General features: G+C 46.5%; 23 protein-coding genes. 15 read left to right on the plus strand and 8 right to left on the minus strand.

Going from position 1 to position 23,552, the window contains the following annotated elements:
• The 5 genes from ZX61_RS06305 (at nt 1) to ZX61_RS06325 (ending at nt 5,489) form a co-directional block, all read left to right on the plus strand.
• On the plus strand, nt 1-639 hold the full coding sequence (locus tag ZX61_RS06305; RefSeq protein WP_049843847.1) for a protein kinase domain-containing protein: 639 nt from the start codon (nt 1-3) through the stop codon (nt 637-639).
• Nucleotides 640-658: 19 nt separating this feature from the next.
• On the plus strand, nt 659-2,560 hold the full coding sequence (locus ZX61_RS06310) for a hypothetical protein (protein WP_049843848.1): 1,902 nt from the start codon (nt 659-661) through the stop codon (nt 2,558-2,560).
• A 68-nt stretch (nt 2,561-2,628) separates the two neighbouring features.
• On the plus strand, nt 2,629-4,620 hold the full coding sequence (locus tag ZX61_RS06315) for a type VI secretion system Vgr family protein (RefSeq protein ID WP_049843849.1): 1,992 nt from the start codon (nt 2,629-2,631) through the stop codon (nt 4,618-4,620).
• Nucleotides 4,620-5,183, plus strand: coding sequence for a DUF6931 family protein (locus tag ZX61_RS06320; RefSeq protein ID WP_004744251.1), 564 nt, complete (start codon nt 4,620-4,622; stop codon nt 5,181-5,183). Before ZX61_RS06315 ends, ZX61_RS06320 begins: the two co-directional genes overlap by 1 nt.
• 9 nt (nt 5,184-5,192) lie before the next feature.
• Nucleotides 5,193-5,489 carry a PAAR domain-containing protein gene (locus ZX61_RS06325; RefSeq protein ID WP_004744250.1) on the plus strand — a complete coding sequence of 99 codons (297 nt, stop codon included), beginning with the start codon at nt 5,193-5,195 and terminating at the stop codon, nt 5,487-5,489.
• A gap of 33 nt (nt 5,490-5,522) precedes the next feature.
• On the opposite strand, the gene ZX61_RS06330 is transcribed toward ZX61_RS06325, so the two are convergent.
• The 5 genes from ZX61_RS06330 to ZX61_RS06355 form a co-directional block, all read right to left on the minus strand.
• Entirely contained in the window at nt 5,523-6,503 is a 981-nt protein-coding gene (locus ZX61_RS06330; RefSeq protein WP_004744249.1) for a GlxA family transcriptional regulator, read from the minus strand.
• A 211-nt stretch (nt 6,504-6,714) separates the two neighbouring features.
• Nucleotides 6,715-7,197 (minus strand): hypothetical protein, encoded by a 483-nt coding sequence (locus ZX61_RS06340; RefSeq protein WP_049843851.1) that lies wholly within the window; start codon nt 7,195-7,197, stop codon nt 6,715-6,717.
• The gene (locus ZX61_RS06345; protein WP_004744247.1) at nt 7,181-7,945 is read right to left on the minus strand and encodes a winged helix-turn-helix domain-containing protein; all 765 of its coding nucleotides are present in this window, start codon (nt 7,943-7,945) and stop codon (nt 7,181-7,183) included. Before ZX61_RS06345 ends, ZX61_RS06340 begins: the two co-directional genes overlap by 17 nt.
• Before the next feature lie 38 nt (nt 7,946-7,983).
• Nucleotides 7,984-8,499: a hypothetical protein gene (locus ZX61_RS06350; protein ID WP_004744246.1), complete on the minus strand. Its 516-nt coding sequence runs from the start codon at nt 8,497-8,499 to the stop codon at nt 7,984-7,986.
• On the minus strand, nt 8,474-9,196 hold the full coding sequence (locus tag ZX61_RS06355) for a winged helix-turn-helix domain-containing protein (RefSeq protein WP_049843852.1): 723 nt from the start codon (nt 9,194-9,196) through the stop codon (nt 8,474-8,476). Before ZX61_RS06355 ends, ZX61_RS06350 begins: the two co-directional genes overlap by 26 nt.
• Nucleotides 9,197-9,655: 459 nt before the next feature.
• Here ZX61_RS06355 and ZX61_RS06360 point away from each other — a divergent pair, with 459 nt between their 5' ends.
• From ZX61_RS06360 to tpx, 4 genes are all read left to right on the plus strand, one after another.
• Nucleotides 9,656-11,071: an EAL domain-containing protein gene (locus ZX61_RS06360; protein ID WP_230300142.1), complete on the plus strand. Its 1,416-nt coding sequence runs from the start codon at nt 9,656-9,658 to the stop codon at nt 11,069-11,071.
• A gap of 130 nt (nt 11,072-11,201) precedes the next feature.
• Nucleotides 11,202-12,026, plus strand: a complete 825-nt coding sequence (locus ZX61_RS06365) for a winged helix-turn-helix domain-containing protein (RefSeq protein WP_049843853.1) — start codon at nt 11,202-11,204, stop codon at nt 12,024-12,026.
• On the plus strand, nt 12,010-12,498 hold the full coding sequence (locus ZX61_RS06370) for a hypothetical protein (protein ID WP_049843854.1): 489 nt from the start codon (nt 12,010-12,012) through the stop codon (nt 12,496-12,498). The genes ZX61_RS06365 and ZX61_RS06370 overlap by 17 nt, the downstream gene beginning before the upstream one ends.
• A 160-nt stretch (nt 12,499-12,658) precedes the next feature.
• Complete coding sequence (tpx, locus tag ZX61_RS06375; RefSeq protein ID WP_004744241.1) at nt 12,659-13,159, plus strand: thiol peroxidase; 501 nt, start codon at nt 12,659-12,661, stop codon at nt 13,157-13,159.
• A gap of 280 nt (nt 13,160-13,439) precedes the next feature.
• On the opposite strand, the gene ZX61_RS06380 is transcribed toward tpx, so the two are convergent.
• Nucleotides 13,440-14,945 (minus strand): aldehyde dehydrogenase family protein, encoded by a 1,506-nt coding sequence (locus tag ZX61_RS06380; RefSeq protein WP_049843855.1) that lies wholly within the window; start codon nt 14,943-14,945, stop codon nt 13,440-13,442.
• Between the two features lie 344 nt (nt 14,946-15,289).
• Between ZX61_RS06380 and ZX61_RS06385 the strand changes: the two genes are divergently transcribed.
• The 3 genes from ZX61_RS06385 (at nt 15,290) to ZX61_RS06395 (ending at nt 19,793) form a co-directional block, all read left to right on the plus strand.
• Nucleotides 15,290-15,874: an outer membrane beta-barrel protein gene (locus ZX61_RS06385; RefSeq protein WP_004744239.1), complete on the plus strand. Its 585-nt coding sequence runs from the start codon at nt 15,290-15,292 to the stop codon at nt 15,872-15,874.
• 287 nt (nt 15,875-16,161) lie between these two features.
• Complete coding sequence (locus ZX61_RS06390) at nt 16,162-16,773, plus strand: hypothetical protein (protein ID WP_004744238.1); 612 nt, start codon at nt 16,162-16,164, stop codon at nt 16,771-16,773.
• A gap of 152 nt (nt 16,774-16,925) precedes the next feature.
• The gene (locus ZX61_RS06395; RefSeq protein ID WP_049843856.1) at nt 16,926-19,793 is read left to right on the plus strand and encodes an HD domain-containing phosphohydrolase; all 2,868 of its coding nucleotides are present in this window, start codon (nt 16,926-16,928) and stop codon (nt 19,791-19,793) included.
• Between the two features lie 103 nt (nt 19,794-19,896).
• Here the strand turns inward: ZX61_RS06395 and ZX61_RS06400 are convergent, their stop codons facing one another.
• Nucleotides 19,897-20,268, minus strand: coding sequence for a hypothetical protein (locus ZX61_RS06400; protein ID WP_004744236.1), 372 nt, complete (start codon nt 20,266-20,268; stop codon nt 19,897-19,899).
• Between the two features lie 121 nt (nt 20,269-20,389).
• On the minus strand, nt 20,390-20,995 hold the full coding sequence (locus ZX61_RS06405) for a porin family protein (protein WP_200904217.1): 606 nt from the start codon (nt 20,993-20,995) through the stop codon (nt 20,390-20,392).
• A gap of 485 nt (nt 20,996-21,480) precedes the next feature.
• On the opposite strand from ZX61_RS06405, the gene ZX61_RS06410 reads away from it, so the two are divergent.
• The 3 genes from ZX61_RS06410 (at nt 21,481) to ZX61_RS23955 (ending at nt 23,515) form a co-directional block, all read left to right on the plus strand.
• A complete protein-coding gene (locus tag ZX61_RS06410) occupies nt 21,481-22,413 on the plus strand; it encodes a hypothetical protein (RefSeq protein WP_235431300.1) in 933 nt (310 codons plus the stop codon).
• An 82-nt stretch (nt 22,414-22,495) separates the two neighbouring features.
• Nucleotides 22,496-22,978, plus strand: a complete 483-nt coding sequence (locus tag ZX61_RS06415) for a tetratricopeptide repeat protein (protein ID WP_049843859.1) — start codon at nt 22,496-22,498, stop codon at nt 22,976-22,978.
• A gap of 216 nt (nt 22,979-23,194) precedes the next feature.
• On the plus strand, nt 23,195-23,515 hold the full coding sequence (locus ZX61_RS23955) for a hypothetical protein (protein ID WP_150114964.1): 321 nt from the start codon (nt 23,195-23,197) through the stop codon (nt 23,513-23,515).
• The last annotated feature ends 37 nt before the right edge of the window (nt 23,516-23,552 follow it).

The raw sequence follows: 23,552 nt of genomic DNA on the forward strand, positions 1-23,552 counted from the left end.
ATGCCAATGGAAAGGGCGATAAATCAAGGAAGAGCGTTCGTTAATCGTAATGCTCTCCGAGTGCCCGCCGGGCACCAAACTCGGTACTGTCATGAGACACCCCACGAGTATATCAAGCAGTTTACCGCGCCAGCCGAGCTGGCGCGGGAATACTCGGCCTTGATTGACTGTCAGGGAGCGTGCGTTCAAGAGGTGTTAGGCGTCGACTGGTCTCATGGAATTTTACGACTGTCGTATGACCCGTGCGCCGTCACGCTAAGCCAGTTTACCTCAGCGGATCTTCCGACGTTTATTGCCATATTGCCACGTATTATTTCGGCCATTGAGCACTGTCACCACCGAGGGTGGGTGCACGGCGATATTAAACCATCGAACCTGCTCTATGTGCCTAAGAATCATCAAGTGCGCTTGATTGATTTTGGTGCCAGTCATCGCATGGGCACCCGCCGTGAAACATTCCGTCACTGGCAAGGAACCCCCATGTTTGCTTCGTCGGCACAGCTCAATGGAGAGGGGCGGGTTGAGGCGAGAGACGACTGGTATTCGCTTAACAAAATCATCGAGCAAGTCATGCCGTTGGAGCGTGACTATACAAGACGTACAGAATTGGAGCGCTTAGCGCAGCGTTTATGTACGTGAATCAGCGATAGGAAAGTGTATGAAAAAGAAAAAACCTGCAACCGAGAATTTCGACTTTGATGTCTCAACAATTAAGAGAAGTGGTGGGGGACTAAAGGACAATTTAGGATGCGCGTTCGCCATTAATGATTGGTTATCAAAGCTCGAAACAGGAGGTAGTAAATCACAGGGCGCTTTACCGTATCTAGAGAAAGCCATTGATCTGGTGTACTCGGAGGTGGAAGCCGAACTGTATCGCTCGTCTGGAGGCAAAGCTAGCGCCTATAGCGCAGCCGAAGTAGCGAAACACCCGGTGTGGGATTTTTTTGTAAAGCTCGTTACAAACAAGTATGGCAGTTTGGTTCGGGTCGTGAAGCCGCACCGTTCGCCAACGGAATCGGTACGTTCCAAATTGATCAACCGTACTTTCTCTCAAATGCTTTACAACAAGAATCGCGTTCTTGAGCGTTCTAGCAACAGTATTCTGGCTTCGGGCGAGCTTGGTGTGCTTAAAGTTGAACTGCTGGATGCCCAAGTGGGGGCCTTAGTGGATGCCTACAACGGTCATCTAAAGCAAAATGATGAGCTGTGGCCTGCTTTAAACGAGCTGTTTCAAAAACATGTGGGGACCTCGAGTAAAGCAGAAGGCTCAGTGAAGGAGGGCGGACCTGAAATCGATATCGCGGGCGACGTGTTTGCCGAGTATAAATTTGCGTACGAAAAGGTCTGGGACTTTGGCAAAATGCGCAACAAAATCAACCTTGCGATGGAGGTCGGTGCGCGTGGCGGCTTTAAGGGCAATACACATGCTAAGTTTGGGCAAGGTGGGTCGGCTGGTTTTCGCGACAAAAAGGTGGGTGAAGAGGCTGGGCGTAAACTAGCGTCGACCAAGTACACAGAAGATTACACGCCAGGTAAAGGGGTGGAAGTCAACAAAAAGGAAGGCGCAAGCGACGACTCATTTGAAACGATGCAGTTGATCCCAGGCATTGACCTCGAAGTTAATGTTTCCTTAGCGGCTCAGGCTGGGTTGAGGTTAAAGTTTGAACATGAACTCACTGTTGGTGACTTTATGGAGATGAAAAACGAAGCGGACTTGTTTGCAGGAGCAAACGTCAAGGCCGAGTTTGTCGCGACGGCGAACACGGCAAACTATTTTGCGTCTGATGAGATAATCAAATTTAAGGCGGGAGCGAGCGCATTTGCAGGCGTGAAAGCCACAGGCAGCAGCTCCATTTCGTTTAAAGCGCGCGGCATTAAAATGGCGGGTGCGAGTGTGACGGGTTCCGTTTCGGCAGGCATCGGTGTGTCGGCTGCGGTTGAAACCATTGTAAAGAGCTCAGGCGATATTAGCTTTAAGGCGGGAGCTGGAGCGACGGTTGGTGTCGGTAGCAGTGTGGATTTTGGTACCATGGTGAACCCTATGCTGGTGAAAATCCTTCTCTGGGACAAATTAGGTCATCGTCTTCATTCACAACAAACCAAGCGAATCACCAACATTCAATACAACCGACAGGTCAACCAAATTGCTGTTAGTCGATGTCAAGACAACATTAGGACGGCAATGACCAATCTTGATCTGGAATATCGAACATTGGCTGAAGAACTGTGGCGGATCCCGACCTTCACCAATGTATCGACTCAAAATGAGGTTACTACGATACATGACGAGATCTCTCGTCCCAATCAACACGTGCTTGATCAATACTTAAAGACGTTGGGCGTGACAGATCACTTGCACATGGATGATGACGACGTCCTGCAAGCTGCTATTGATATCGATAATGATGCTCGAGAAGTTCAGGCTAACGCGAAGCGGGAGAAAGAGGCTAAGAAAGCTTTCTCGAAGAAGGGTAAGCGACTCAAAAGGGCTAACGCGATTCGTCGTAAGGCGGGGCCGTCTCCTGCAGGGTTGCTCGCGGTTCAGCCCCATACGGCTTAATCGCAGACCTGTGATGGCGGAAATGGATGTCCGCCTAACTATGATTGAATCAGTGGTTTAAAGTACATATGAGCAGTAACACAATACAACATCAATCTCGCCCACTTATTGCGACGTTATCGGACAATGAGGATTACATCGTCACTCATCTCACCGGAGATGAGACTGTGTCGCTTGGATCTAGGTTTGTTCTCTCGCTGGTCGCCAGTGCAGAAGTGAATGTGAAAAACCTCGGTAAAGCAGTGCGGGTGATCTATTCACAAGCAGAAGAGAAGTTTCACTACACGGGGTTATGTAACTCAATCCAGTTCACAGGGTTCAGCAAAGAAAAACAGCAGTACTTTTATCAATTAGAAATGGTTGACCCGCTTTCTATTCTCGCCCATCGCGGCAGTCGTCAAATCTTTCAAAACATGACGACAAAGCAAATTGTTGAAGACATACTTAGGCAAGCTGACTTAAAAGGCTTTTTTCGTTTTAATGTGTCTGGCAGCGGAAAAAAACACGAATATTGTGTCCAACTGGATGAGTCGGACCAAGCCTTTATTCAGCGTTTGTTCGCCAGTGAGGGGTGGCATTTTCACATTCAGCACTCATCGGGTAAGCCCTTGGTCTGCGTCGGGGATACCAACCAGCGTTTTAAAAAGATCGCGGCGCCAACACTGAGTTATCAAGTGGGAGCGCGTGAATCGAATCGTATGATCAGCCATTGGAGTGATTTGCGCCGTGTGGGTACGTCGACCGTGTCTTTTGCTGACCATCATCAGGCGAAAGGGGATGTTTTTGATAGCGGCGAACGTCAGACCGCCAGCGAAGCGTCACTAAAAACATTATCACGACAAGGCTATGCTTATGGTCATGATTCAAAAGCAGAAGCGCGTGACGCCGCCAAACGTCAGATGGAGGCGTTAGATTGCGACAAATTGGCATCGCAAGCGTCGTCGACCATTACTGCGTTGGTGTGTGGGTCTAAATTTACTCTCAGCGAGCATCCATTGAAATCTATGAACCAAGAATATCTGGTGACTAAGATTACGTATCAAATTGCAAGTGAAGAGTCCCGCAGCGACCTAACGTATCGCAATCAGTTTACCTGCATTCCGGCTTCGGTGACTTATCGACCAGAAATACCGACAAAACCGCGTGTACACAGTTTGCATACCGCCACGGTAACCGGTCCTAGTGGCGAGGAGATCTATCGCAACAAATTGGGCGGTGTGAAAGTGCAGTTTCATTGGGATCGCAATGGCAAGGAGGACGAGAATAGTTCGTGCTGGTTGCCGGTGTCTCAAAGCTTGGCCAGTAAGGGGTTCGGAGCGCAATTCACGCCTCGCGTGGGTGACGAAGTTCTCGTTCAATATATTGATGGCGATCCGGATCGTCCTGTGATCACGGGCTCGCTTTATCACCAGAATAGTACCCCTCCATACAGCTCTGCGACTCAAAGTGGCATCAAAACTCGAACTACACCAAACGGCAGCAGTAAACAGGGCAATGAACTGCGTTTTGATGACCAAAAAGACAAAGAGCACGTGTATTTGCATGCCGAAAAAGATTTTGAGATTGAGGTGACAAACGATGGCCTAACCTCGATTAAAGGCTCAAAAACGACTCAGGTGGAAAAGACGGTCGCTATGGCAGCCAAAGAAGGGATCACGATAGAAACAGAGCAAACGCTGGTGGCTAAAAGCAAACAAAACTGGACGGGCGATAGTGGTCAAGACTTGGCACTAAAAGCGGCGTCCAATATTGCTCTTGAGGCAAAGTCGAACGTTTCTGTTGACGGTCAACAGGTCTCTATTACGGGTAAGAGTAAAATTGAACTCAGTGTCGGTGGAAGCAAAATAGAAATCAGTGCGAGCGGGATAAAGATTGATGCTCCGCAAGTCTCGATTGCGGGGAAATCGAAGGCGGAAGTTAAGGCCACGATGTTGGCTTTAGAAGCACAGGGCAAAGCCGATCTTAAAGGCAGCCTTGTTTCGATTAACGGTAGTCTGAGTACTCAGGTAAAAGCGGGAGCAATGGTACAAATACAAGGGGCGATTGCTAAGGTAAACTGATGACATTAATTAAAATTCCTCATGATGATGTTCAAGAGATCTTTCGTGCCTATGAGCCGAGTCCGGAAATATTAGAACTGGCGACGGCCCCTATTGCGCCCGCAAAGTTGATTGCTGAGGCGACGCACAGGGCACTGTTTTCTGATGCTGTCATGTTCATTGCTCATGCCTTACCAATACGCGAATCAGTGTGGTGGGCGGTGTGTTGCGCTGACACACGTATGGATTGGAATGAAGATGAAACCAATGCCGTACGCGCTGCGCGTGCTTGGGTGCATACGCCGGATGAAACCAGTCGCCGATTTGCTGAGCAAATGATCGACAAAGCGGGCTTAGATACCGGCGCTGGATGGGTAGCTCAAGCGGCATTCTGGAGTGGTGGTAGTATGATTAAACCAGAGGATCCTGTAGTGCCCCCGCCTCCTTATCTGTATGCTCAAGCGGTAGCAGGAAGCGTCAATCTTTGTGCGGTTCTCCCTGATGGTGAGCACGCACAATCACGATACCATGAATTTATCGACATGGGCCTGAACATTGCTTCAGGTGGGAATGGAAAACGCTAGGAGAGAGTCATGTTACCAGCCGCTAGAGCGACGGACATGCATGTGTGTCCAATGCAAACCCCCGCTGTTGTACCGATCCCACATGTGGGAGGGCCACTACTACCGATGCCGAGTACGGTATTGGTGGGTAACCTCCCGGTAGCGACACTTGGTCAAATGTGTGTTTGCGTGGGTCCACCTGACAGCGTGGTAAAAGGCAGCGCAACGGTTTTAGTGAACAATAAGCCCGCAGCAAGAATGGGCGACCTCACTGCACATGGTGGAACCATAGTGATGGGGATGCCCACGGTCTTAGTGGGGGGCTAAGCAGCCATGGGCATCTTAACTAAGTCTTTGTCACTATGCGCTCGCGCATAGCTGGGTGACTTTACGATACTGCGTTGGCGTCATTTCATGGAACTTGCGAAATAACAGCCGGAAATGATTCGTATCGCTGTACCCGACTTGCTGGCAAATTTGATCGATATTTAACTTGGTGGTCTCCAGTTTTTCTCTTGCAATCGCGATACGAATTCGCTGAATGTAATTCATGGGAGATTCTCCAGTTGCTGCTTTAAAACGACGTTTCATTTGTCGTTCGCTGAGAAAACTCTTTTCTGCACACAGGGCAACAGATAGGGCGCTGGGCTCTGCATCATGCATCCAATCCTGCAACCCATGGATCAGTTCATCACTGTGTTGACGGTATTGGGCAAAACTGGTTAAACATAGGGGCTGGTTCGAAAAATTGCCTCCCATGAATTGTTCGCATTTTTCGCGATGGGCAGCACCGAATAAGGCATCAATCAATAAGATTGTTGCTTCATAATATTCGCGAATGCCCGAGGTGCAAATAAAAGGCCCGTCATGGGTGACATTGCGATGCGGCATGAGCTTGACGTCCGGATAGAGATGGCGGAAACGCTCGACTTGGACCCAATGCGTGGTGGCACTGCGTCGGTTTAAAACCCCCAGTTCTGCCAAAAGAAACGCTCCGGTACACATACAGATGACATATTTACATTGAGCGATTTGCTTTTTTAGCCATTGTTTCATGTCATCCGGCAACTGGTAACTTCTAGAATCGGGCTCTCCACAAGAGCCAATCAAAACGATGTCTGCATCGTTGACCGTTGGCCAATGCGTGATGTTTGACAGTGTAAAACCAGCGAACGACGCTATTGGACCTTGGTGAGGAGAAACGTAGCTGATCTCAGGCGCCGGGTGTCCGGCCAATTGAGCGGCAATAGTGAGCATTTCGAGCGGTCCAGAGATCGCCGTTGTTGGCATTCCTTCTAGTAATAACGCTGTAATTCTCAAAGGCTGTAATGGAGTAAGCATGACATTTCTGACCAAGTTGCGGTGTCTGATATGGCCATACTATGTCGCCAATTCGGTCAGAATCCTAATGAACAAATGCGAAATTATCGGTTCATGCCTTTTCATAATGATTTTAAATAACAACATTAAGTATCTGATAAATAATGATATTAATTTAAACAAAAGTGGTTATAACGATTTATGTTGAAAGAATTAGGTTAATTACTCTAATTTATTGGTCTGCCGTTATGCACTGAACGCTGCTAGTAAGTAAACTGACATAACAAAAGTTATACCTGTCTTGGTAGAGGGTTTGGAAGAATTGCCGAACCGGCTGGTCAATTAAATGGGCTTCAGTGACGTCAGGTTCCACACTGGGAGTGTAATCTTTGGAGTAAGAAGGGCTGCTGGTAGAAAACAAGTTGTCTCCCCAAAAATAGACTGACGAGTAGAGCTTGAGTGTTTTTTTGTCACCCTGTGAGAGAAAGCTGGAATGAAGATCATGCCGTCCGTACCAGTTTTGATCGACAGTATAAAATTGCTTGAATGCTTCAATTCCTGACGAGCTGTAGGTCGAACCGTGTGCAAACATGAGCGTATTGTAACGCCCCGTCAGGAACGCGGGGTGATGTTTTGCGTTGAGAACGCCAATTATGGCAAACACACTGAGGTTGGTCACAATGAGAGCAACAATCCATTTACTGGCATAATTCACGAATGGCCTCCTTACGTTGGGAAGTCGAGTAATCTCGACTGAAGCTCAAGTTTTGTGTGCTGCGTTCACGAAGTGTTGAGGAAGTGTAGACACAAGAGACGTAGTGTTGCTCAGGGTTCTCAGAAAGATAAATCATCAAGACATTTTCGGGGTAGGTGTCTTTGATGGCCTCATACTCTTGTGTACCGATGTCAGTGTTTGGGAAAAAATACGTGATGCCGAGATAAGTTCTTTGCTGCCAAATTTGTCGGGCAGTGAAGGCATCAATGTAGAGAATACGAATTAACCACGATAAGGCAAACACGAGGAGTATCGATAAACTGGTTATTGTCAGCTTCGTCGCGAGCTTGGTTCGCGCAGGGGGGACGTTCGTTGCACTGACTGTTGGTGAGACCGAACCTGGTGTGTGAGGGAGAAGCTCCTGAGTGTTGTCAGAGAAAGTTTCCGCAAAGGTAACGACGCCCTCAACCAGCAGGTAGCCTTGTTTTGGAACGGTTTTGATAAACTGTTGCTCGCGGCCAGTATCCCCAAGAGCTAAGCGGAGTTGAGCGATGGCTTGCGGCAGGTTAGCGGGGGCGACCACTCGCTCTGGCCAGGCGCTATGATTTAGTTTGTCTTTCGACACCACTTGACCAGAGTTTTCCACCAAAAGTTTGAGGATCTGGCAGTCTGTCGATTTTAGCTTGCGACTCTCTTGAGTTTGGTTGTTAACCAGTTGTCTTCTTTCGGTTGGGTTAAAGGTCCACATTTTTCCTTCATTCAGTATTATTTGTTCTTGGCGAAACACTACATTGCCAATCGTTCGTCTTTTAAACCAATGTCTACACACTGGACGGATTGGTTTGACAACTGGATATAGCAATAGAGGGAGTCACTTTGTTCTAACACTTGGAATGCCTCATCCCCACCATCAAACAGTACGTGTTGTTCGGGGGGATCGAAGTACTTTGTTTCGTCGGCTTCAACGAGCTGATTGATGTACTTAATCGAATACAAAGCTTGAGGCCAAAAGGTGATCAAAAACTGAGTTTTTAGTTTTTCACCACTGTCAAAGTGAATCGTGGTCAGCAAAATAAATCGGTTGAAGACATAGGGAATGAGCTGATAATCGAGATTTCTCGCGATCTTGTCGGCCGGCTCGACACCATAAGTTAAAATGGTCTTTTTGATGGTCGTGTGTGGGTTGAGCGCAAATGTGGGTATCGCTAGATGGGTATTAACGACTAATTGAAGCGGTAGCATAAGCAGCAGAACGCAAACACTGATGAGAAAAAACTTATTGGCATTCTTGTAATACTTCATCACGGATGATCTCGATTGGGCGTTCAATATCGATGGAGAAGTTGACACTTTTCCGCTCAGTTGTTTTTGCTTCACGACGGACACAACTGACGTAAATACGGGTTCCATTAGAGGAGATATAGAAGTCCACGTTCTTTGGCAACGCTTGCCCTGCTAAGGCATCCATTAACTGTTGTGTATGAGGATCATTGTACTCAACAAAAAAGGCGTTGTTTTCTGTGGTCAGTTTGAGCACATCAATGGCTTGTGCTTGTTTGGGAGGCACAAAGAGAAACCAAAACAAGGCGAGATTCACGACAAGGAGAAACACACACACACCTACCTGCCAATTTCGAAACGAATCAGCGCTGAGGATTTGTTCGGATTTAGGGTCGGCAACATTTGGCAATTCATCGACCAATGTGATCATGTTCCCGATCATAAAATAGCCTAACTTTGGTGCGGTACGGATAATACGTTGCTCCTCAACGTTATCGTCTAGAGCTTTTCTCAGTGAAGCGATGGTATTGGTGATACTGGTGTCGGAGACGAATTTCTCTTTCCACACAAAGCGGTGTATTTCTTCTTTACTCACGACGCGATCGGCATTGGCAATGAGCAATGTCAGCATCTGACATTCAGAGTGCGTTAATCGTTTTTCTTGTCCCGTTTCCCTATCACGAAGCTGAATTTCGTTTTGAGGCCTAAATTCCCACATCAGTGTTGCTCAATCTCGTTCATCATCACCAACAATATGTGGCTGATTTGACTCGGTAATATGTCCTATTTGGTGGTCGCTTTTGAGGGTGGCGACCGACATAATTGCCCGCCTACTGCCTATATACTATTACATTATAACAGCAGTATATGAGGAGTTTGTAATCCCGCAAGTACTATTTTGCGGATAACCTAGCAAATAATAACTCGAGTAATCACTGAAAAGAGTCATCTATATCTTAGATTTCACTGATCAATGCTGACAATAATGTTATTTACGCCGTTTTTCCTACCAATTGAGTGAGGAGAGGCGCTCGTGCGCGTTGCTATTGATAAGAACGTTCGTTGAAGGTCGCTAAATTCGAAATGACGTGAAGAAGAATAATAGAAATACTCACGTCAAGTTATGAGGGCAGCAGGTTTTGCTGACCATTGCCATTTTGGGGGACACTTGGAATTTTTGTCTATATCAGGACCGTTTATTATTTTTGGTCTACTTGCAACATTATGTATCGTTCTCGCTCATCGCGTTATCCGCGAAAAAGAAACCACGTCGTTTTTTATGCAACGACTCAAACGAGAGCAGCAAAAACAGAAAGCGAAACATTTTTTCTGTGAGGAGAATAAACTCCCAAACATCAATTACATTCAAGACAAGTTTTGCAAAATCTACGAGAGAAAAGAAAACATACAAAGTGTGATACATATTATCTGCGTAGGTCGTACTCCTGATTACTACCGCTTTTTTGATCAGAGAACCGCTAATGCCATTAAATCGGAATTGCATAACACGTTGAGCAAAACACTTTCACCGAGCATTATTGGCTTGTTTGAAGACAAGTACATTGTGCTCATTTTTACGAAGAATTCCGTTTGGCAACATGAGCAAATCCTTGAGCAGCAGCAATTGCTGAAGCGTACTTTGCCTTCAGAAAAAACCATCAAAGGTAAAGTGCTTCCGTTTGAATATGCCATTGCCAGTATGGACATCTCTAGCAGAGATTTGCATCAGTCCAAAGACCGAATTTTCCGACGCATAGCCTTTGGTGTCTCTCAATCACTAAAACAGGCGGATGGGTTGTACATCTATCGTGATAAGGACTACAGCCTAAATTTGATGAAACGTGCCACGATACACGCCTTGCATCAAGACGTTCGTCAGGGTGGGGATCAATTTGAGCTCTATCATCAACCGATATGCTATAGCTTAAACACTTCGCAAGTCTACGCTGCTGAGGTGCTATTGCGTTGGAAGCGAAGTGAGTATGGCGGTCCAGGGGTGTTTATGCCATTGGTCGCGCAAGAGCCTCCTCTGCACTACTCATTGACTTTGATGATCATTAAGAAAGTCGTCAGTTTCATCAGTAACCCAGAGCACAATTTTCCCGATATCAGTATCAACATCAGTAACTCGGATCTGAGCATGATGGATTTCTATGCTGACGTGATGTCGGCCACTGAAAACTTCCCTGAGCTGCGCAGTAAGATTATTTTTGAGATTGTGGAATACTGCGATTTCTTTGAAAGAAAGCACACCCGCGACAATCTCTTAGCGCTGAAACAAGCCGGCTTCCGATTTGCAATTGATGATTTTGGTAGTGGTTACTCAAATTTTGCCTTGCTGTCCAAAAAATATTTCGACTTCATTAAGCTTGATAAGTCTCTGGTTAAAGACAGTGAAACCAATGTGACGGCCAGTGAAACACTGAAATTTATGGTTAAGTTGTGCGAGCGCATTGGTGTTGGATTGATCATTGAAGGGGTCGAAGAAGCGTCACAGATGAAGTTCTTACCGAAGAAGTCTCACGTTTACCTACAAGGGTATTTGTTCTCGCGTCCTAAGAGGATGAAAGGTGACTTGACGCTAAATGGTTAAGGAAGAATAGCGCTTAACAAGATTTGCCCGTTTTGGCGTAGAGAGTCGCAGTGATGCGTCATTCACGCTGAGCAAGCTGACGTCTTCAGGGAGGGAGGGCGTCGTCGGCTATTGTAGATAGGTAATTAATTTGAATGTACAGATACGATCGCAGTGCAATGCGCTTTGGCAGTTGTACCCGTTTGCCAGAGAACAATTGGTCAACGTAAAAACGCGACAAGCTACCAAGCTGAAGGGACCGGACTGCAGAGTCTTGGAAGTTTTGATTGAAAATAAAGGACAAGTGGTGTCCAAACGAGAGATCCTCAAATCAGCCTGGGGCGAGCGAGTGGTTTCTGATGCCAGTTTGACGCAGAGCATTGCGCAGATAAGGTTAGCGCTGGGGGACAACGGGAAGGAGCAAAAATACATCAAAACGTTGCCCTCTCAGGGCTACTTACTGTACGACAATGTCGTGGAAATGGCGGACTCTGAGTGGGAGATTGAGCCCGGTGCAGCGGATGGAGAAGGCGAACATGTTCTCCGGCCGAGTGTGCACAATCTGCCCCAACTCTCTGTAAGAACTCCCACCTTTAACAGGAAAGTAAAGTGGCTATTGTTACTTTTATTGATGATGTTGTTTGTGGCGCAACTGAGTGGGATCATCAATCGATTAAGCTTCGATTGGAACCTCCAAGTTGATGATTGGGTGAATGTTAAAAGGGCGTCGGTAAATTTTCTGTACCAGCGAGAGCCAGCAAGCGAAAAACTATATCATTATTTAAGTTCGGAAAAGCGATTAACGGGCTACCAACAACCCCTTGATTTGGTGATTTCTACCGGAGTAAGTAATTACTACGTATCCTGTCTCTATCTTAATGACCACACGGGCGCCGATGACGTAAAGAATTTTACTTTTTCATTGCAGGAAAGCTTTTACTTTATCGGAGGGATGATCAATGACCTCTGTCGATAAGTGGCTAAAGCGCCTCGCACTTATGGTCACTGTGACTGCGCTGGTTAATGCAGGATTAAAATATCGAGACGTTCCTCCCTTTATGAACGGGGCGAACACCCACCTTTACTACAGTAATAATGTTAACGTCAAAATGAACGGTGATGTGACTTTTTACGAAGACTATCATACGTTGTTTTATCGCCTATTTTTCAACAAACGCTCGTTTTCTAGTCGATCTATCTATGGCGAGGATCGCGATTTGTACTTCAGCTACTATGCGGATTTTTACAGCAACAACCTGATGCTGTTTTCTGACTTCTCGATGCCAGAAGGCCTAGTCGCGGAGAACAATTATATAGAGGTCGAAGCGCATGCGCTTCGGCGTTTGAGTAATGAAGTTATTCAAGTTATCTACAGTAATGCGCGCGTCCTATGTTACACCAAACTGCTAGAAGGTGGGGTAAAGTGTATGCTCCGAAGAAAATCATAATTGCCTTTTAATCAATACCTTATTGACTAACTGTGTCTGATTCACAAATGTTTAGATTAGTTCATTTGTCGATGAACGGCGTTTTTGGAACAGTGCGGGCTTCGTTCGTTATCTTTTGACGGCGAAGACAAAACTAAAAAACTAAAAACGAGAGGTAATCATGTTAGTCACTTTCTTAGGTAATCCAGTTCAACTGGCTGGTGAGTTTGTTACTGCTGGACAAATGGCACCGAATTTCACTCTTTGCGATAAGGAGTTGAACGATTTTGGGTTAGAAAGATTTAAAGGGAAACGCATCATTCTCAATATCTTCCCAAGTGTGGATACGCCAACGTGTGCAAACAGTGTACGAGCGTTTAATACCGTAGCCGATTCACTGCAAGGGGCAGAAGTGGTTTGCGTTTCTGCGGATTTACCGTTTGCTCTTGCTCGTTTCGTTGATGAAGAGAAGCTCAGCAATGTCGTGATTGCATCGTGTTTTCGCTCGCCGACATTTGCCGCTGACTACGGTGTTGCGCTCAGTGAGGGGGCTTTGAGAGGCCTGACGTCACGTGCTGTTGTGGTTTTGGATGAAGAAGGTCACATCTTGCACGCTGAATTGGTTAAGGAAATCAGCGAAGAGCCGGATTATTCTGCCGCCGTACGCGCTATTCAGGGATAAGTCACTTAAGTTTTGACCGGCTAGCTAACTCACTGCGTAGCGAATGACTGGTCAACCTGCTCTCTTCAGATGACCTGACTGGAGAGAGCCTTCCCCTTTATTTCCCTACTGTGTTGGCTCGTTGATTTGTTGATAAGTTAACTTAGTCGTTGGTTCTGCTGCTGTGCCGTGGACCCATGATCGTGCGCGGTTCGAGGCCAATCAAGACAGAGGCGTTACCCCATGTTTTGTTCGGATAAAATGCCCGGCAATGCGCCGGGCAAGTGGGGGTGCGAGCTCGTTAGAAGAAACCCAGCGGATTGACGCTATAACTGACAATCATGTTCTTGGTATTTTGGTAATGACCCAGCATCATTTTGTGTGTCTCGCGACCAATACCTGATTTTTTGTACCCGCCAAACGCAGCGTGGGCTGGGTAAGCATGGTAGCAGTTGACCCAGACACGACCCGCTTCGATTTGACGAGCCATATGATATGCAGTGTTGTTGTCTCTAGTCCAGATCCCTGCCCCTAAACCGTATTCGGTGGCGTTAGCGATCTCAAGTGCCTCTCCTACCGTTTTGAATGTGGTAACCGCAACGACCGGGCCAAAAATTTCTTCTTGGAAAATTCGCATCTCGTTGCTGCCTTTTAGCAGTGTCGGTTCGATGAAGTAACCATTTTCCTCGTGACTGTTACCACCGACCAGTAGCTCTGCCCCTTCATCTAACCCAAGTTGAATATAACCGCGAATCTTGTTGAACTGCTCTTGTGACACTTGGGAACCAACTTGAGTGTCGGTATCTAATGGGTTGCCTTGAACAATGGTCTTCATTCGTTCGATAAGTTTCGCCATAAAGCGATCATAAATCGACTCTTGAATTAATAAACGAGAAGGGCAGGTGCATACTTCACCTTGGTTGAAAAACGCAAGGAGGACACCTTCAACACATTTATCGACATAGCTGTCTTCGTGATCAAAAATATCAGCCATGAAGATGTTTGGTGACTTGCCGCCTAGTTCAACTGTTGATGGGATCAAGTTGTCTGCCGCACATTTGAGCACCTGTTGGCCGACTTCGGTTGAACCTGTAAATGCAATCTTAGCAATACGTTTGTGTGTTGCCAGTGCTTGACCTGCATCAGCACCAAAGCCGTTGACAACATTGATAACGCCGGCAGGAAGCAAATCGTCTAGCAGTTCCATCATTACTAGGATGGAGGCCGGTGTTTGTTCAGCGGGTTTTAACACCACACAGCAACCTGAAGCCAACGCCGGAGCCAATTTCCACGCTGCCATTAACAACGGGAAGTTCCACGGGATGATTTGACCCACTACCCCAATAGGTTCAGGAAAATGGTAAGTGGTCGTTTGATTGTCTAGTTCAGCGGCTGTGCCTTCTTGAGCTCGAATACAACCTGCAAAGTAGCGAAAATGATCCACCACTAACGGCAAATCAGCGGCTAAGGTCTCGCGAACAGGTTTACCATTGTCCCAAGTTTCCGCCACGGCCAGCATTTCGCTGTTGGCCTCAATGCGATCGGCAATTTTTAGTAGCAGGTTTGAGCGTTCTGTAACGGAAGTTTTAGACCACGTTGCCAGTGCTTTGTGCGCAACGTCTACAGCGAGGTCGACGTCTTCTTTCGTCGACGCAGGGACTTGACAAAACTCTCGATTATCCACTGGTGAAGTGTTTGAAAAATATTGCTCTTTGACAGGGGATACCCATTCCCCGCCTATATAGTTGAGGTACTTTTTCTTAAAATGAATAATAGCACCATCTGTATTTGGTTTTGCGTATAACATTATGCTTACCCTCAAATTTATCGGATTTCAATTCCGTGGAAAATTATCCAGTATTTGTTAGGCAATAAAATATTAAACCTGTTTTATACATGCTTTGTGTGGATTTTAAGTTCATATAAAACAACAACATAAATGAATTTTAATTTATTAAAGTCTGAATTGATATTGATATATGTCTCATTTGTACTGACAAGGTAAGCTGTATTTTTTCGTTATTTTTGTTTGTTTTTGGAAGCAGTGTTTTCATATTTTAGTCTGGTGTCCTAAACGGCTGGTTATATTGTCCGATGTCATTGGTCGGTCTGGGTTATGCTCGTCATAATAATCAAATACGAGAGATAATAATGAAAACACGTGCAACAACACTATTAATTTCCCTATTAGTAGGCGTAGGAAATATCACGCCAGTACATGCCAATGAGCGACTGAATGGTATTTACCTCGGAGTGGACTATCTTCAAGCTAGCTTTCTCGATCTGCCTTCGGCGCAGAAAGAAGAAGACGCGGGATATGCGATTCAAGTGGGTTACGTGTTTCCTTCCTCGAGTGCCTTCAAGCATGGTGTTGAACTCGAGTATTTTGATGCGGGAAGTGTAAAATATACGTTCCCTGCATTGAACATCATTGGCTCCGGGAACATTGAAATTACGGGTGTGAGTTTGAATTATAAGCCGAAGTATTACATTGATCGCTTCTATCTATCCGCCCAAGTAGGTTATACGAGGTTGGACGCAAAAGGCAGTGCCTCATACACCATCAATGGACAAACTTTTCAGCAAGATTTTTCAAACAAAGTGGATGACTCTGGCTTAACATTTGGCGGTGAGCTGGGCTTTGATGTTACTCAGCAACTGGCGATTAAAGGGGGATATCGTGTCCTTGAAGAGGACACCAATGCTCTGTATGCCGGAGTGGCGCTTCGTTTTTAGTCTGCAACCCCACAGAATAAAACAGGCTTGAATTCAAACAGCGAACGCGGCCCGCTCAAGAACCAAATGCAGCGATTTGCATAAATTCAAAGCTGAGCTTGATGTCACAATCTATTGATGTCGACTTAAATGATGTGGAACAACGTCCTACACACCGCTGTCTTTTTGCAACGGTGTCGCCATTATGGGATTGGTGAGACGGTATGTTAACAAAGCAGTTCTTAGGGTTGCGTTGTCGTGCCGTCTGACCCCCAGTCCTCTCTGCCTGAAAGACAAGGTCAACATCTATGTTTAAAAAACTCATTCCGTTTATGTTCATGTTTCCCCTGACGAGTCAGGCGTCCAGTGAAATCGTGGATAATTTCTCACATATCGGATTTGGCTATAAGGGCGCTAATTTTCATTCAGGGGCGCTGAAACCTTACCTGAACAACCAGTATGACAACCAAGAGACAAAAACGTTAGGGGGGCTTTATTTGGATGTAAGTGCTCAACTGTTTGACAGCGTCTTTGTGGAAGGAAATGCGGATTTTCTCACTCGATTCAGTTCCGAGGTGGATGCGTGGCAAGCTGGCGGTGGCGTCATTGGTCGTTTTGGGGGCGCTGTTGCCGGCTCTGTGTCGTGTGGGGCCGTTAATTACCGTGCGGACAGTGATTATAGCCCATCTTTTTCTGAGCGCGGAACTTACTGCAAAGCCATGCTTAGAAAGCAGATCGCGCGTCATTGGTTACTTGGGATCTCCTATCAACGAGATTTTTTGGCTCTCGACAGAGACGAATTTAAGGTCGATAACGTTTTTCAGTTTGGTTCTGTGTTTGGTCTGGTTGCTGGGTTCGAGTATGCCAAGCGTGATGCTGCAGAGGTCGGTTACGAACTGGGTCTTCAGTTCTCGTTCTAGCGCGTCGTAGCCGTTCACCATCTAGGGTAACGACTCATACTGATCGTGTTCACGTTATTGAAATATAAAATGAATATCCAGTCTGTTTAAAAATAAACAAACATAAAAAGTCTACGCTTTAATGGAGAATATTCTCTATTGGAGTGCCGTCAATGACAGCGAAACGCCTCACTTTGCCGATCCATGTTCACTTAGCGACGGTGATTATCCTGGTTGTGATTTTAGCCTCCGTTATTCAGATCGGGTTAGCGAGTCGGGGCTTATCGACGCTGATTGTTGAAGCCAACAATAAGATTTTTACTCGTGTCGCTGCTGAAACACGCCATCAGTTAAATCATCACTACAAAACGGCTTTTTCTGCACTGGGAACGTATTCGAAAAGTCACGCACTCCATGAAGTTGCTGAGCTCGCAAGCCAACAACTGCTCCCGGAAATCGCGCATCTCCTTGAGGAATTCGAGCACGTGAATGCGTACTCTTTCTATTACCCTTCGGGTGATTTTTTTTCGGTAATGCGGATCAGAGATCCTGTCATGAGGCAGAGAATTGCTGCTTCAGCGTCGGCGCGTTATGTACTGACTGTCTCTAATGATCTTTCGAGTCAGATACAGATCATGAGTCAAGAACTGAAGGTGTTAGAAACGCGGCCCAATGACAAGCGGATTTTGTACAAAACGAGTTCGTGGTTTGAGCAAGCAAATCAAAGCACCAACCTCATTTCCAAGCCTCTATTGTTGCCAGGTCCTGAATCCTTAGGGCTGAAAATCTATCGGCAAAGTTCGTCAGGAGTGATCATTTCTGCCGATGTCTTACTTGACGATTTACGCCGATCTTTGGCGGATACACTCACAAATGATTCCTCACTCCGAGTGCTTTACAACGACTCGGGACAAATTCTCGCCTTGAGTGATAGTGCTCAGCCACCAAGGTCTTCCCAGGGAGTGATCACTCATATTGAGATGGTGACCAATCAAGTGGTGCCCCATGCTATCGAAGAAAATGCGGAACGTGGTCAACTGGGGGAATTCGAATACAATAACGAACAGTGGATTGGTCAAATAGTGACAATACGGCCTTTAAACAGCGAGCATGTTCATTTATTGATGGCATCTAAAGCCAACGCGTTGTTCAACAAAGGCGCTCTTATCAAGCAACAGACTTTGTATGGGTCATTACTGGTACTCGTCCTCATGGTTCCCATGATTTACGTCATTTCAAAATTTATTTCTAAACCTATCCAGCGAGCGACAGAAAAAGCGAAAGACATAGAAGGGTTTAAGCTTGACAGTGGCGCTTTGGAGCGGAGCGTGATTCGCGAGATACAGCAACTTAACGACGCGCAGATGTCGACGCAAACGACCATACGGCAATTTGTCAGTTTGACGCACAAGATAGCGCGTGAAGACAATTTGGACGACATGCTTAGTATGGTGTGTCGTGAGGTCGCGCAAGCGGTAGAAGCGCAGGGGGTGTTATTGTACCTGCTTGATACGGAAGTTAAGTGCTTGGTGCCAAGCATGCTTTGGTGTGACCAAGGCAATTCGTCAGACATTAGTGCTTCGCCTATCCCGGTCTCTGAAGCGACGCGCTTTGTTAGAGAGATCTTTGTAGCAAAGCAGACCGCGACATTTACGGTAGATGAAGTGCCTCACCTGAAACTGCCCCTTTTTTACGATCGCTGTGAGGTTGTTTGTATACCGATTAAAGGGCGTTCAGGGGAGGTAGTTGGTTCACTCGGTTTACTCTATCCGTACGCGAATGCTTCGAGACATTATGCTCAATACGCCGACTATTTGCAGACTTTGTTGGGCTTTACCTCGGTGGCGATTGAAACTCATGACATGCTTGACACGCAAAAAGCGTTACTGGATTCATTCATTCAGGTGTTTGCGGGGTCGCTCGATAAGAAGTCACCTTACACTGGTCATCATTGTCAACGTGTTCCGGTGATCACCGAATGGTTGACTCAAGCTGCGGAGGACTCGAAGATCGAAGCCTTTCAACACTTTAGTTTAACTTCTGAGCAATGGGAAGAACTGAAGATGGCTAGCTGGTTGCATGACTGCGGCAAAATCACCACACCCGAACATGTGGTGGATAAAGCCACTAAACTCGAGACGATCTACAATCGAATACACGAAATTCGGATGCGCTTTGAGGTGCTTAAACGAGACCATGAAATAGACATACTCCGTCAAAACACTTCGAAACTGTCCGAAGAACAGCGTGAGAAATTAGATCAGGTGCATCGAGATATCGATGCTGACTTTGCGTTTATCGCGGAAATGAATTTAGGGGCAGAATTTGTCAGCGACTCAGATCTTGAGCGACTAGAGCGTATCGCGAGTAGAACTTGGACACGAACTCTGAGTAAAACGGCGGGATTGTCTTGGGTAGAGAAACAGCGCTATCCTAAAACTGACACTTTGCCTGTGAAAGAGGGACTGCTAAGTGATAAACCCGAACACTTGATCCCTTGGGATTTTCCCCCTACAAACGAAGCGCGATTTACCATGAAGCCGACGGAATATCAAGCGAATCAGGGGGAAATGTACAATCTGTCTATTCGACGGGGCACGTTAGCCGATGAGGAGCGTTTTATCATCAATGATCACATTATTCAGACGATTAAAATCCTTGAGTCTCTGCCTTTTCCGAAACACATGCGAGGTGTTGCCGCGATCGCGGGTGGTCACCATGAGAGAATGGATGGCAAAGGCTATCCGATGGGGTTAGTCAAAGAGCAGATGCCAATCACCGCACGGATAATGGCAATCGCAGATGTTTTTGAAGCTTTAACCAGTACAGACCGTCCATATAAGAAGGCTAAATCATTGTCGGAGTCGATTGAAATTATGAGCCACATGGTCAACAACCAGCATTTGGATGCCGATCTGTTTGCGTTGTTTCTCTCGTCTGGGGTATATCTGAGATTTGCTAATCAATTCATGCGCGCAGACCAAATTGATGGTGTGGACGTCGAACGTTATTTAGACCGTGTCGAGAGGCCGAAACACTAGAGTGAGGGGGGAAGAACGTGGTTCAAAGGTCAAACAGGCAGCCATGTTTCGCTGGAACGCCTTCACTTAACGAGCGAAATGACTCAGTCGGGTTGAGTTTTCTTTACAATTGGCTTGATTTCGCGACGACTTGATATGCGTCTCGATATAGGACGGTACCGACGTCCTGGTATTGAAGTACAGTCACGATGGTGTCGTATTCCTCAAGAATATGCTTGAGCTCGTACATCAGAGCCACAAAGCTCGTACTCGAATCGAGAAACCAAGAGATCGCATTGTTAGGCCAATTTGAATGCTCAAAAGGAGGGCACGGCAGGGTATCATTCAGTTGTTCGAAAATCGCGTCTAATTGCTCTCGGTGGTAAGAGTAAAGAATCAATCCTTCGTCGAGCATCAGTTTTGCTTGAGTAATGATTCCGTGGGTATGTTGAAGTTTTTTTTCTTCTTCCATACTGGCGATGAATCTTATGTACACTCCTATTTTTCCTCTTCTTGTGTGAAAGGCGCTCACCTTGAAGCGACTTGACGGTGATCATTGTTGGAGAGTTAATACTTCCAATAAATTGCCAAGGCGGTACTAAGCCACCGCCAAGGGATCAGAATGTATAGCTCGCCGCTAAGTAAAAAGTACCAATGGTCGGTGTGTAGGTTTTGGTTTGGCGGAAGAAACCGTAGTTTTTTTGGACTTCCACTTCATAAACATCTGCTTCGTACGCTGCTTTGACGGTGATCCCCCCGAATTGAGGCGGCGTGTAGTCGACGCCGAGACCAAGTCGATAAGCAGTGCCGGTGTCAGATTCACTCAGTCTACTCGATTTATTGTCGAGTGAGATGGAACCCAGTCCCGCGGTGGCAAAAGGACGCACGCCATTGTCAAAGGTATAGCCAACATTTGTCGCTAATGTAAAGGAGCTATGCTCCATTGTAAAATCGGAGAGAGTGTTCAATTGGGGTTTGACATCAATGTCGCCATAGTTTGTGTACTGCGCCTCAATACTGATGATTCTGTTAAAGGCATAGCCTGCAATCAGCTTGGTCGTCGAGGACTCGTCGAACGAGTATGCCCCCGCAATGTTGTCATCCAAGTAGCGATCTTCACTGTAGTCGGTTGTGCCAAAGCCAGCACCGACGTAAAAGCCGTCAAACGTCAGTGCAGAAACCGATGCCGGTAGGATCGCGGCCAAAAGTATTATTTTCTTCATCATCATTCCTCTCTATCTACAGTGAATTGGTGTAACGAAAATCCGTGGATCTGCTCCCTTTCACGCTACGGGAGAAGGGAAATCACTCGACCATGGACACTGCGTCGGCCTACGGTCGGAGGGAGGGTCTTGATGTTAATTCTATCAATGCCGTTTCAGTGATATCAGACGCGTTTGTTTGGGGATTGGGACTTTCTTTACTAGGAGGTTTCATCTGCATGACAAGATGCAATAAATTAGCATCTTGATACGCATAACTTCGAATACTTTAAGTGAGGTCAACGGTGATTTGTTTGGTCCTAAATACGGATCTCGAGGCGAACGAGGATCTCTTGCTCCATAAAGATCGCCAGGCTCTATCGAGGCTTATAGAGGCAAATGAAGTCAAGCTCTATTCGCCACCAGTGTTCTCGGATTCTATGCGGCTTCAACGATTGCGCTGGTTTGAGAACAAGACCACGGAGTATTTGTCGAGGATAGAGGCCTTGATACAACGCAACCAAACAGGCCCGAAGAGTAAAGAACTTGGGACAGTAAAACGTACCATCGAAGCGAGCTATCGGGAGATCTTACAAGCTTCTGAACGTCAGTTTCTGACATGGTTTCGGGCGATTAACCAGGACACGTTGCCCTTAGGTGAGTCAGAGACGAAATATTTTATGGCCGCTTATCATGCTCAGTTACCTGTGAGTCAATTTCTCCGCAGTGAGTCAGAACGTCTGAAAGGTTATGTTTCCCAAGTACTCGAGCACGCAGGTGATGGAGTGCCTACTGTCATCATTTCGAAAGACGAGGCACTGAGCCAAGCGTGTAAGCCGCACGCTCACATTACGTGCTGTCGTCAGTTGATCGATTTTATTAAGCGTAACGATGTTCAGAGCTTGTTAAGACGATTGGACCGGGGGATCGCAACCGGTCAGCATTTTCTGGCGATATCACGTTTTCAAGCGCTCGCGGTGTCTGCAGGAAAGCGGCTGTCACATGCGCTAAAAGAGCATGTGATTGGTTTACAGATCTGCGATTTATTGATCCCCAATGATGATAACATGGCCCATATCATTGGAATGGGAGAGTGTGGGGCGGTCAAAGCGGAATTTAGCCAACCAATCTATTTTGGAGCTGGGGATATTGGCTTGGAGTTCGAGCTCGATATCGTTGTGGATGTGTCCTTTGACATATTCAAAGTGGATTATTTTAGCTTGCGCCACAAGCCGCGAATTATGGCTGAGTATGAGCATCACGTTCGGGTGAAAGATCGGTCTATCGCCAGAGTGAAAGGCGTCGCCTTGATCCCATTTTGTCTTGACTACTTGGCGGCGAGGAACAAAGGAGAGCGTTTGCCCCACCAAACTATTAAAATAAGTAGTATTGATGACGTAACGCTACGCAACTACACGCTCGCGCAAGTTGATGGTTAGCGCCACGAAAATTATGACAAGTTGGCGTGGTTTGGCGCTTAAGTGCGTTAGCACGGTGGTATCCCTGAAAGGAAAACGATGTATGGAATCGATATTGATGCAAGCAATTGCATTGCGTGAACAAAAGCAGTACCAAGCATCACGAGATACGTTAGCAAGTCTGCTCTCAAATGAAGTGTTTGCGGCACGCGCACACCTGCATATAGCCTGGTCGTATGACAACGAAGGAAAAGAGCGAAGGGCGATTGAGCACTACCTACAAGCCCTTTCCGGTTCACTGTCCTCAGATGAGCGTTTTGATACTCTGTTTGGTTTGGCCAGTACTTACCGAAGTTTGGGGCAATATCACGAGGCGCTCGAGTTTTTTGAGCAAACGCTGGTCGCTTATCCGGACGCGTTGGAAGTTCAGCCTTTCTATGCGATGTGCTTGTATAATTTGGGACGTCACAAGGAAGCGGTGTCGTTGCTGTTAAAGCTGTTACTGTCGACAACCGACAAGGCAGAGATCAAAGAGTATCAACGCGCGATTGCTTTGTACGCAAATGATCTTGATCGAACCTGGTGAGTGTACAAGTATAGAGAGTTAAGTGTGGAAGGTGAGGGGTTTGGGACACTAATTGTGGGGGCTTTAGGACGTTTTGCGGTCGGGGGGCTCGTTCTGGGATGCATCTCTCCTTTTCTCGACAGGGATAGGACCATACTTGGATTGATTGGGGTAATGTGTTTGTGTCATCAATGACAGAGCCATCTTAAACTCATATGCATCGCTTGGTGGGTAAACATGTGGTTATCCAAAAAATCTATCGATCAAAACGTCAACTTGGCATTGGACGAATTCTCAAAGTCCATAAAAACGATAGAGCGCGGGTCTACAGAGGCGTTAGCGCTCGTTATTTTCGTGAATGGTTGCTATGACAGCAAACGATTTACCCATTGTCGATATAACGCTCTGCTGCACTATCCGCGAGCGAGAGATGCGGCGCGACACCTAGTGGCGTTGTGTGATTCGGATATTGATGGTTTTTGCGTGGCGATTCGAGAGGCTCACACGATATTGCGTGATTCGGATGTGGTCCGTTGTGAGTTAGTTCTAAGCTATTAACGAGGCGAACCTGACGGTCTCTCTTGATGAGGAAGGG

Origin of the sequence: Vibrio sp. VPAP30, from assembly GCF_001188205.1 — a bacterium.
In the GTDB taxonomy this organism is placed as follows: Bacteria; Pseudomonadota; Gammaproteobacteria; order Enterobacterales; family Vibrionaceae; genus Vibrio; species Vibrio bivalvicida.

Coding starts and splice junctions, on each gene's coding strand:
- ZX61_RS06305 (WP_049843847.1), top strand. CDS start 1: ATGCCAATGGAAAGGGCGATAAATCAAGGAAGAGCGTTCGTTAATCGT.
- ZX61_RS06310 (WP_049843848.1), top strand. CDS start 659: ATGAAAAAGAAAAAACCTGCAACCGAGAATTTCGACTTTGATGTCTCA.
- ZX61_RS06315 (WP_049843849.1), top strand. CDS start 2,629: ATGAGCAGTAACACAATACAACATCAATCTCGCCCACTTATTGCGACG.
- ZX61_RS06320 (WP_004744251.1), top strand. CDS start 4,620: ATGACATTAATTAAAATTCCTCATGATGATGTTCAAGAGATCTTTCGT.
- ZX61_RS06325 (WP_004744250.1), top strand. CDS start 5,193: ATGTTACCAGCCGCTAGAGCGACGGACATGCATGTGTGTCCAATGCAA.
- ZX61_RS06330 (WP_004744249.1), bottom strand. CDS start 6,503: ATGCTTACTCCATTACAGCCTTTGAGAATTACAGCGTTATTACTAGAA.
- ZX61_RS06345 (WP_004744247.1), bottom strand. CDS start 7,945: ATGTGGACCTTTAACCCAACCGAAAGAAGACAACTGGTTAACAACCAA.
- ZX61_RS06350 (WP_004744246.1), bottom strand. CDS start 8,499: ATGAAGTATTACAAGAATGCCAATAAGTTTTTTCTCATCAGTGTTTGC.
- ZX61_RS06355 (WP_049843852.1), bottom strand. CDS start 9,196: ATGTGGGAATTTAGGCCTCAAAACGAAATTCAGCTTCGTGATAGGGAA.
- ZX61_RS06370 (WP_049843854.1), top strand. CDS start 12,010: ATGACCTCTGTCGATAAGTGGCTAAAGCGCCTCGCACTTATGGTCACT.
- tpx (WP_004744241.1), top strand. CDS start 12,659: ATGTTAGTCACTTTCTTAGGTAATCCAGTTCAACTGGCTGGTGAGTTT.
- ZX61_RS06380 (WP_049843855.1), bottom strand. CDS start 14,945: ATGTTATACGCAAAACCAAATACAGATGGTGCTATTATTCATTTTAAG.
- ZX61_RS06385 (WP_004744239.1), top strand. CDS start 15,290: ATGAAAACACGTGCAACAACACTATTAATTTCCCTATTAGTAGGCGTA.
- ZX61_RS06390 (WP_004744238.1), top strand. CDS start 16,162: ATGTTTAAAAAACTCATTCCGTTTATGTTCATGTTTCCCCTGACGAGT.
- ZX61_RS06395 (WP_049843856.1), top strand. CDS start 16,926: ATGACAGCGAAACGCCTCACTTTGCCGATCCATGTTCACTTAGCGACG.
- ZX61_RS06405 (WP_200904217.1), bottom strand. CDS start 20,995: ATGAAGAAAATAATACTTTTGGCCGCGATCCTACCGGCATCGGTTTCT.
- ZX61_RS06415 (WP_049843859.1), top strand. CDS start 22,496: ATGGAATCGATATTGATGCAAGCAATTGCATTGCGTGAACAAAAGCAG.
- ZX61_RS23955 (WP_150114964.1), top strand. CDS start 23,195: ATGTGGTTATCCAAAAAATCTATCGATCAAAACGTCAACTTGGCATTG.